A 360-nucleotide genomic window follows, 5' to 3' on the forward strand; every position below is an offset into this window, starting at 1 on the left:
GCCGAAGGTAGGTGATGCGACCTCAACGGCCCAACTTGGCCAGTTCCCTTTGCGCGGCGACGAGGTCGACAATTGGATACCTTGTGTCAAATGTGCGGACCACCGCTTGCAGACCAGTCGCCGCCTCATGGACACGACCTTGTCGTGCCAGAACTGGTGCTAGTTGCGTTGTGGCGTGAAGCTCGAAGAGTCTCGCTTGCTGCCGACGGGCTGTAGCAATCGCTGCTTCGAACAGGGACGTGGCACCCGTCAGGTCACCTCTGTCCGCGGCAATCTGGCCACGAAGGCGGATACATTCTGCTAGATAGCTCGCCTCGTCCGTGTCGAGAATGAGGGTATCGACATCATCAAGTATTTGCG

Annotated in this window: 1 protein-coding gene; it reads right to left on the reverse strand. The window is 58.3% G+C overall.

Annotated elements, in window-relative coordinates; genetic code table 11:
- Positions 1-22 precede the first annotated feature (22 nt).
- On the reverse strand, positions 23-360 hold a 338-nt coding region (locus EN804_RS37775; protein WP_210237387.1), incomplete at its 5' end, for a hypothetical protein.

It is taken from the genome of Mesorhizobium sp. M8A.F.Ca.ET.161.01.1.1 (assembly GCF_004792105.1).
Lineage (GTDB): Bacteria > Pseudomonadota > Alphaproteobacteria > Rhizobiales > Rhizobiaceae > Mesorhizobium.